The organism is candidate division KSB1 bacterium, assembly GCA_022562085.1.
Classification (GTDB): domain Bacteria; phylum Zhuqueibacterota; class Zhuqueibacteria; order Oceanimicrobiales; family Oceanimicrobiaceae; genus Oceanimicrobium.
Genome location: JADFPY010000005.1, coordinates 36,928 through 45,005, shown reverse-complemented (window position 1 = coordinate 45,005; position 8,078 = coordinate 36,928). Strand labels below are relative to the sequence as shown.

10 protein-coding genes are annotated in these 8,078 nt (G+C 44.0%); all 10 read left to right on the top strand.

The window, feature by feature from the left end; translation table 11 throughout:
• Nucleotides 1–14 precede the first annotated feature (14 nt).
• The 10 genes from IH879_01100 (at nucleotide 15) to IH879_01055 (ending at nucleotide 7,958) form a co-directional block, all read left to right on the top strand.
• Complete coding sequence (locus IH879_01100; protein MCH7673532.1) at nucleotides 15–1,649, top strand: flagellar hook-basal body complex protein; 1,635 nt, start codon at nucleotides 15–17, stop codon at nucleotides 1,647–1,649.
• 209 nt (nucleotides 1,650–1,858) lie between these two features.
• On the top strand, nucleotides 1,859–2,638 hold the full coding sequence (locus IH879_01095) for a motility protein A (GenBank protein MCH7673531.1): 780 nt from the start codon (nucleotides 1,859–1,861) through the stop codon (nucleotides 2,636–2,638).
• Between the two features lies 1 nt (nucleotide 2,639).
• Complete coding sequence (locus IH879_01090) at nucleotides 2,640–3,350, top strand: OmpA family protein (GenBank protein MCH7673530.1); 711 nt, start codon at nucleotides 2,640–2,642, stop codon at nucleotides 3,348–3,350.
• A 21-nt stretch (nucleotides 3,351–3,371) separates the two neighbouring features.
• A complete protein-coding gene (locus IH879_01085; GenBank protein MCH7673529.1) occupies nucleotides 3,372–3,878 on the top strand; it encodes a flagellar basal body-associated FliL family protein in 507 nt (168 codons plus the stop codon).
• A 36-nt stretch (nucleotides 3,879–3,914) separates the two neighbouring features.
• Nucleotides 3,915–4,526 (top strand): flagellar motor switch protein FliN, encoded by a 612-nt coding sequence (fliN, locus tag IH879_01080; GenBank protein ID MCH7673528.1) that lies wholly within the window; start codon nucleotides 3,915–3,917, stop codon nucleotides 4,524–4,526.
• A 3-nt stretch (nucleotides 4,527–4,529) separates the two neighbouring features.
• A complete protein-coding gene (locus IH879_01075) occupies nucleotides 4,530–5,045 on the top strand; it encodes a flagellar biosynthetic protein FliO (GenBank protein ID MCH7673527.1) in 516 nt (171 codons plus the stop codon).
• Between the two features lie 4 nt (nucleotides 5,046–5,049).
• Complete coding sequence (gene fliP, locus IH879_01070) at nucleotides 5,050–5,820, top strand: flagellar type III secretion system pore protein FliP (protein MCH7673526.1); 771 nt, start codon at nucleotides 5,050–5,052, stop codon at nucleotides 5,818–5,820.
• 13 nt (nucleotides 5,821–5,833) lie between these two features.
• On the top strand, nucleotides 5,834–6,103 hold the full coding sequence (gene fliQ / locus IH879_01065; GenBank protein MCH7673525.1) for a flagellar biosynthesis protein FliQ: 270 nt from the start codon (nucleotides 5,834–5,836) through the stop codon (nucleotides 6,101–6,103).
• A 156-nt stretch (nucleotides 6,104–6,259) separates the two neighbouring features.
• Entirely contained in the window at nucleotides 6,260–7,051 is a 792-nt protein-coding gene (fliR, locus tag IH879_01060) for a flagellar biosynthetic protein FliR (protein MCH7673524.1), read from the top strand.
• Nucleotides 7,052–7,061: 10 nt separating this feature from the next.
• Nucleotides 7,062–7,958, top strand: coding sequence for an HD-GYP domain-containing protein (locus tag IH879_01055; GenBank protein ID MCH7673523.1), 897 nt, complete (start codon nucleotides 7,062–7,064; stop codon nucleotides 7,956–7,958).
• The last annotated feature ends 120 nt before the right edge of the window (nucleotides 7,959–8,078 follow it).

Genomic DNA, 8,078 nt, shown 5'->3' with positions numbered 1-8,078 from the left:
GGAGGACCAACACCATGATGCGAGCATTGTTTGCAGGTGTTTCTGGTTTATCAAACAACCAGTTAAAGATGGATATTATTGGTAACAATATCGCCAATATCAACACCATCGGTTTTAAAACCTCGCGGATCAATTTCGCTGAAGAGTTGAGTCAGTTGATTCAATCTTCAACGGAATCAGCATCCGGTGGCACGAAGAACGCGCTCTTCGTCGGATTGGGCGTTCGCGCCAATAGTATCGAGCGGGATTTCAGCCAGGGAATTCTTCAGACCACGGGTAAACAAACCGACCTTGGTATTGAAGGAGACGGTTTTTTTGTCCTCAGCGATGGTAACACTCAGCTGTACACTCGTGCAGGGAATATGCACTTTGACGGCAATGGCCGTCTTGTGAATGCAAATGGCCTGACCGTTCAAGGTTGGACCGCAGATTTGAAAGGTGATTTATCAGCGACAGCTCAATTAGGCAATATCACTTTCGATGCATCGGTTATTTCGCCGGCCATCTCTACTCAAAATTTAGCAATTGCAGGGAATTTAGACGCCACTGCAACTCCGGTCAGGGAGGAGTGGACAGCCAATCAAACCTTCACGGTTGCAGGCGCCCCGGCGGTCGGCGCCGATACTTTGAATAGTTTAACTCAAACAACCACACCGCTGGTGGATGGTGACATAATCAATATTAACGGGACTAATTCGGATGGGTCGGTTGTTTCTGCCACATTCACTTACGGCGCAGCCAATGATGGAACAACCATTGATGGTCTGTTAGCTTCCATATCGGCATCTTTTAACGGCGCCGCCACTCTAGTGAATGGCAGCATCGTTTTAAACGATCTTGCTTTTGGTGAAAGTCAGACGACAATTACTTTGTCAGCGGATCCGGGCAATACCGGCGTCATTGATCTGCCCGGCTTCGTGAACACCGCAAAAGGCTTTTCACCGCAAACTTCATCCTCGGTTGAAGTCTACGATAGTCTCGGTTCGAAGCATACTTTGAACGTTACTTTCACTAAAACTGAGAATGCACGCGAGTGGACTTTTAAAGTGGGTTTTTCAGGTAATGAAGTAATTAATGAAGGGAGTACCGGAACAATTACTTTTAAACCCACCGGCTCGCTGGATACCATTGTTTACGATAATGGCCAGCCCCTTCTAAACTTTTCGCCGGGGAATGGAGCCGATGATGTCATTATCAATTTGGATTTCGAAAATAGTACCGGGTTTAGCGGAGTCACGCAATTTGCCGGTCAATCATCTGTTTTAATGCCATATCAAGATGGTCAGGCGCACGGCACTTTAAGCGCCTTTTCAATTGACGAAAGGGGCCGTTTGGTTGGCGCGTTTACGAACGGTCGAAGCAGAACGATCGCGCAAATTGCTCTGGCAAAGATCAACAACCCGGAAGGTTTGACTCATATTGGCAACAATATTTACCGGACATCGGGCACGACGGGAATCCCTTCGATTGGTAAAGCCGGCGAGGATTTACCTGCGTCGATTTTTTCGGGTACTTTGGAAGCTTCCAATGTGGATCTAGCGGCTGAATTTACCGATATGATTATTGCCCAGCGTGCTTTTCAAGCCAACGCCCGGGTGATTACGGTAAGCGATCAGTTTTTAAGTGAAGTTACCCAGTTGAAGAGATAATTTAATTAATTAAGGTAATGTGATAGTGACGGAGTTGCCGTAGCGGCCTCCGTCATAAAAGTGGTTGCGGATATCACTTCATTTATTGCCGCCATCATGATTTAATTAGACGGATCTAATAAATTTCCGGGCAGCACCCTCTCTTCCTCCTTGACCAGGATGGGTTAGCAGAGGCGTGATGTCCGGAATTGATTAAGGAAAAAGAATTCATGGACAAAGGCACAGTCATCGGCATTGTTGCAGGCTTGGGACTTGTGATAGTTTCAATGTTAATGGGCGGTAGCGTTGCGGCATTTTTTGACATTCCTTCATTACTGATTGTTCTCGGGGGAACCTTTGCCGCGACTTTAGTTAACTTCCCAATGGAAGATGTAATCGGTGTAATGAAAGTCACGCAAAAGGTTATCAAAGAAGAAATCATGCCATCGTCAAAATACATCGATCAGATTGTGGATATATCGAAGAAGGCCAGAACAAACGGCTTGCTTGCAATTGAAGAAGACCTCAACAACGTCGATGAGGACTTTATGAGAGTCACTTTGCAGCATGTTGTCAACGGAACGGAAAATGAAGATTTAAGCAAACTAATGGATGCAGAGCTGGCGATCATGACGCAAAGACATAAGATCGGCCAGAGGATGTATTCGGCAATGGGAACCTATGCCCCTGCTTTTGGGATGATTGGGACTCTGATTGGCCTCATTCAGATGCTGCAACATTTGGATGATCCTGCATCGGTTGGTCCCGGAATGGCGATGGCCATGATCACCACTTTTTATGGCGCTTTATTCGCCAACCTTTTCTTCCTGCCCATGGCCGGTAAGTTAAAGCAGCGTTCTGAACAAGAGATTCAATTTAAGGAAATGCTGTTAATGGGCGTCATGGCTATTCAGGCTGAGGAGTCCCCAAGAGTGATTCAAAGCAAATTGGTGACTTACCTCACTCCGGCGGAACGGAAAACAATGGCAGGCGCCGAAGAGGAGGGTTGAAATGAGTGACGAAAAAAAGAAACAGGAAGAGGAAGATGATGAACCATCGTCGCCGGCGTGGATGGCAACTTTCGCCGATATGATGATGTTGTTGATGTGTTTTTTCATTCTCATTATGTCTTTCTCTACAATGGAATTAGACAAGTTTAAAATGGCGATGGGGTCGCTGCAAGGCGCCCTGGGTGTTTTGGGAGTACAGAAAAAGCTTCGACCCGACCAAAGTTGGTTTTCACCGAAGACCCAGAATCCTCAACAACTTAAACAAAAAAGCATTTTGGATCACGTTGAAAAGTTGCGCGAGGAAATTAAAAAGCAAAAAATAGAAGACAAAATCAGCATCGAAGAGCAAGGCGGCGAAGTTTATATTCAGATGAAAGAAAATATGTTGTTCGATTCCGGCAAGGCAAAGCTCAAGCCGACCTATTTCAACTTGTTATCTTTAATTGCCAAAACATTGTTTGAAGACGCGAAGCAAATAAGAGTCGAGGGACATACGGACAACCTTCCTATCCAAACGAAGGAATATCCTTCAAATTGGGAGCTGTCCATTCAAAGGGCTTTAAATGTGGTCAGGCATTTTGTGAACCATGAAAATATTCATCCTGCTAAACTTATAATTGCCGGTTTCGGCGAACATAAACCAATTGCCGCTAATGATTCGCCGGTCAATCGCGCCAAGAATAGAAGAGTGCTGCTAAATCTCAAATATTAACCTTTTGAAAGATAATGAATTATGGCTGACGAAGATATTGATAAAAATCAAGAATTAGAAAAAAAATCCGATGATAAGAAAGCGGGTAAAGGAGGATTATTGAAATTTATCCTGATTCCGACAATTCTCATTGCCCAGGCTGTTGGCGCTTATTTTCTGGTATTCAACGTTTTGTTAGAGCATCCCAATAAGGGAAAAAATGCCCAAAAAACGAATAATTTGGAAGTGGGATACTTTTTTGAACTTGGTGATATTGTAATTAACCCTGCCAACACTTCCGGAAAAAGATATTTGGTGATGGAAATTGGCTTGGAAGCCAAAAAGGAGAAAGTGATTACCGAAGCAGAAAGCAAGGAAATCTGGTTTCGCGATGCAATAAATACATTATTGACGAATAAGACTGAGGCAGAGTTATTGGACATATCAAAAAGAAGCCTTTTGAAAAAAGAAATCCTGAAACTAATAAACAGTCGAATGAAAGAAGGAAAGTTCAGTAAAGTTTACTTCAAAAAGTACATCATGCAATAACATTAGACGGCATATCGAAATAAGCTTTATTGAATTATGGCAGACGAACTTAAAGAAGAAATGACGGGACCTTTCGAAAACGAAGAAGCCCAAGCCGAGCCGCAAGCGGGTTCAGGGGAGGTTGAAAAGAGTCCCGAGGAAGCAGCGGCCGAAGAAGCCCAAGCCGAGCCGCAAGCGGGTTCAGGGGAGGTTGAAAAGAGTCCCGAGGAAGCAGCGGCCGAAGAAGCCATGATGGCTATGGCAGAAGAGGAAGCCGCCGGGGCCGAGGCCGGTTTGGCTAAGCCTGATGAGGCTCCTGAGGAGATTGCTGCTGACGAGCCTGTGCGTGCGATGGCGGAGCAGGAAGAAGCCGATCAGGCGGAAGAGGTTGAAAGTGTCCCGGAAACCAGCATCAAGAATTTAGATTTATTGCTGGACATCAACTTGCAGATCACAGTTGAGCTTGGACGCAAGGATATGAATTTTGGTGATATTTTGCAATTAGGCCGGGGTTCAATTGTCGAGTTGAATAAGATGGCAGATGAGCCGGTCGACATTTACGTGAATCAGAGCAAAATCGCCCAAGGTGAAGTGGTTGTCGTAGACGAACATTTTGGCGTTCGCGTCACAAAGCTGCTGAGTTCTGCGAGGATGAAAAAATTAGGATGAGTTATGCATCATGGAAGATTAATTCTTTTTCTTTTGATAGTTCTGGTCTGTTCACTCACTGACATTAGGTCAGTCAGTGCAAGCGTGCCGCAAGAAAAATCCATTGAACAGGGTGAGCAATCACCACCTGACCCGGCCCAAGAGCCTGAATTTAATATAGACCGTAATCCGATAACCCTGTTTTTAAAAATGTTCGGGTTTATAATTGTCATCGGCCTGATCCTCTATTTAGGGTTGAGAGCTTATAAAACGTTTGCTTCTGGCAACGGAATGGGTGGTCGGCACTCCGCTCCGATCAAAATTTTGAGCTCAAGCATAATCGGCCCCAAAAAATCGCTCTGCCTGGTCGATGCACTCGACCACCTGTTGTTGCTGGGAGTTACGGATGGCCAGATTTCTGTTTTATTGCAGATTCCTGCAACTGAATTGAATGAGGAAATGAAAAAATCTTTACTGAGGAAGAACAACAATCCTGATCCAAATTTTAAGAAGTTATTAAATCGTTTTCTGAAGAAGTGACGGAATGAGAAAAAGCCAGGGATGGAAAAAAATTGTTATTTTAGGTATCCTGCTGGTGTTCTGCTTTATGTCGGCAGGTCCGTTACTTGCTCAGGGTTTGCCCAAAATTTCTGTGGAATTTCCGGACAATGGAGAAAAAAAGAATTACACGCTCGCGATTCAGATTCTTTTTCTCATCACGGTTCTTTCTTTAGCGCCGGCGATTTTGATCATGACGACCTCGTTTACCCGGCTGGTCATTGTTTTCCATTTTTTGCGGCAGGCTCTCGGAACGCAGCAGACTCCGGCGAACCAGATTATCATTGGCTTGTCCTTATTTTTGACATACTTTATTATGCAACCGGTTTTCGCTGAGATAAATAAAACCAGCGTCCAGCCGTTTCTCGCGGATAAAATTACTCAGGAGCAGGCTTTGGAAAATGGCATACAACCGATACGAAAATTCATGCTTCAACAGATTAGAGATAAAGATCTTATGTTGTTTGTAAACTTGGCTAAAATTGAAAAACCAAAATCACCGAGCGATTTGCCGACTTACATTTTGATACCGTCTTTTATCATAAGTGAGCTGCGAGTGGCGTTCCAGTTAGGTTTCGTGATCTACTTACCCCTGCTGCTAATCGACTTAATCGTGGGGGTGGTCCTGATGTCAATGGGAATGATGATGCTGCCGCCGGTGATGATTTCAATGCCGTTCAAGATTCTTTTATTTGTTCTTGTCGATGGCTGGTATCTGGTTGTGGAATCAATTGTGTCAGGTTATCAGCTATTTTAAATGGAGAAAGAGCATGACGACTGAGTTTGTATTATTTTGGGGACAGCAGACAGTTAAAACAGCCATACTGGTAACCGCGCCTATTTTATTGGCAGGCATGGTGGTCGGTTTGACGGTTGGAATCTTTCAATCTGTTACCCAGATTCAGGAGATGACCCTGACTTTTATTCCAAAAATGGCAGTGATTATTTTGGTGATTTTGTTTTTAATGCCATGGATGTTGACGACTTTAACAGATTTCACTACCAGCATTTATCATCAAATGTCGGTGATTTCAAAGTGACTTTTGTTTTTTTATGTTATTCCGACCTCGACGCCTCGGGGTCGGAATCTGATTTTCGCTGAGCCTTTCGGCAGTTCAAGATAAACTCCGTCGAAGACATGGACAGGGTTCACGGCTTTGATTTGGCTCAGGTGAAACAGATAGAAAGTAAGGTTAATGGACTTTTTCAACGACATATTAGGGCTATCGGAACAGCAATTCATGGGCTTTTTGCTGGCCTTTTTACGCATATCCGCCCTTGTGACGGTGGCACCGATATTTGGCAGCCAGAGTGTGCCGGTTCGGGTTAAGGTGTTTTTAGCTCTGTTCTTAACCATTGTCATTTTGCCGGCCCTGAGAACCGAGCAGGATTTGTCGGACTTGACTTTGCCTCTATTACTTCCCATGGCGGCTAAGGAAATTTTGGTCGGTTTGTTTTTGGGGTTTAGCGCCAAATTGGTTTTTGAGGCGTTTCAATTTGGCGGCAGAATTATCAGCAACCAAATGGGACTGGGCGTTGCCGAGCTCATCGACCCGGAGAGCGGATCCCAGGTTTCGGCGATAGGTAATTTATTTTCACTGGTGGCGATCGTTTTGTTTTTGAATCTAAACGGCCATCACTTAATTATTTCAGCGCTCTATAAGAGTTTTGAAATTGCACCGATAACGAATCACCAGTGGCTAAGAAGCGCCGCAAAAGTAAAGATGTTGACGATGTTTAACGATATATTTAGAATAGGGGTTAAGTTAGCGGCCCCCGCGATGGTGACAATATTTTTACTGGAAATTAGTATGGCAATTATGGCGAGAATTGTACCTCAAATGAACATTTTTTTTATAGGTATGCCGGTGAAACTGGGAGCCGGGATGTTTGTTATTATCATGTCCCTGCCGATTTTTTACACCTTTTTTGAATTTGTGTTGTCCGGCTGGAAACAAGATCTGAATCAAATATTAGAGTATTTATAGGAGAAATAAAATGAGCCTGCGAGTTGTAACGCTAAATCAAGACGCAATTGGAAAGAAGTTGGGCCAAAAACTATATAACTCCAAAGGCGGATTGTTATTAGGAAACGGCGCGGTAATAAAGGAATTTCATTTTTCCCACATCACGCAAGTTGGATACAAAAGCATTTACGTCGTTGATGATGTTGAAGACATCATGGAGATCAACGGCCATATTATTTCTGAAAAAGCCCGCGCTCTAATCCCGATTGAGCTCAAAAATACTTTCAAGAAGTTAATGAGTCCCAATAAAGTTACAATTTCTGAGGGAAAAAAGGACCTTAGCGAGCTTGCGGATTCTTTGCTCAGACAAGTCAACCACAGGCTTGAAGCGCCATTGGATATTCTGGACTTGAAAAGAGAGGAAGATTATTTTTACCAGCATGCCATCAATGTGACGGCTTATGCCATTCTGATTGGACAAAGAATGCAGTATCACCAAATCAAGATGTTTGATTTGGCGTTATCGGCGCTGCTTTACGACTTCGGAATGCAATTTATCGATCCGGAAATCTTGAATAAACCAGGTGAGCTGGACGAGAGTGAATACGAGGAAGTTAAAAAACATACTGACCTGGGATTTCAGCATCTAAGCCGCAAATGTTTTATGAAAGGTATTGTCTCGGCGGTGGCTCTGCAGCATCATGAGCGTTATGATGGTTCAGGATATCCGAACGGTATGTCGGGTGAAGATATTCACGAATATTCCCGCATCGTTGCAGTGTGCGATTTCTACGATGCTTATACTTCAGATCGCCCGCACCGCCAATTGCACTCTATTGAAGATGCAGTCGCCTATTTGATGGCACAATCGAATAGAGAATTCGACCCGAATGTGGTGAGGCATTTTGTGCAGTATTTCAATATGTAATAACTCTTCGGTTCGACCTGTTCAGGTGTTTGACCCATCTCATTCTAAAGCTCTGCTTTGGAATATGGAGTCGTGACACCGGAGAGGGTAGGTAATTGCGAACAGGATTGAAAAGAACAT

Bases quoted from the DNA above. Each gene is read 5' to 3' on its own strand.
- IH879_01055 (MCH7673523.1), top strand. From the start codon at position 7,062: ATGAGCCTGCGAGTTGTAACGCTAAATCAAGACGCAATTGGAAAGAAG.
- IH879_01075 (MCH7673527.1), top strand. From the start codon at position 4,530: ATGCATCATGGAAGATTAATTCTTTTTCTTTTGATAGTTCTGGTCTGT.
- IH879_01085 (MCH7673529.1), top strand. From the start codon at position 3,372: ATGGCTGACGAAGATATTGATAAAAATCAAGAATTAGAAAAAAAATCC.
- IH879_01090 (MCH7673530.1), top strand. From the start codon at position 2,640: ATGAGTGACGAAAAAAAGAAACAGGAAGAGGAAGATGATGAACCATCG.
- fliP (MCH7673526.1), top strand. From the start codon at position 5,050: ATGAGAAAAAGCCAGGGATGGAAAAAAATTGTTATTTTAGGTATCCTG.
- fliQ (MCH7673525.1), top strand. From the start codon at position 5,834: ATGACGACTGAGTTTGTATTATTTTGGGGACAGCAGACAGTTAAAACA.
- fliR (MCH7673524.1), top strand. From the start codon at position 6,260: ATGGACTTTTTCAACGACATATTAGGGCTATCGGAACAGCAATTCATG.
- IH879_01095 (MCH7673531.1), top strand. From the start codon at position 1,859: ATGGACAAAGGCACAGTCATCGGCATTGTTGCAGGCTTGGGACTTGTG.
- IH879_01100 (MCH7673532.1), top strand. From the start codon at position 15: ATGATGCGAGCATTGTTTGCAGGTGTTTCTGGTTTATCAAACAACCAG.
- fliN (MCH7673528.1), top strand. From the start codon at position 3,915: ATGGCAGACGAACTTAAAGAAGAAATGACGGGACCTTTCGAAAACGAA.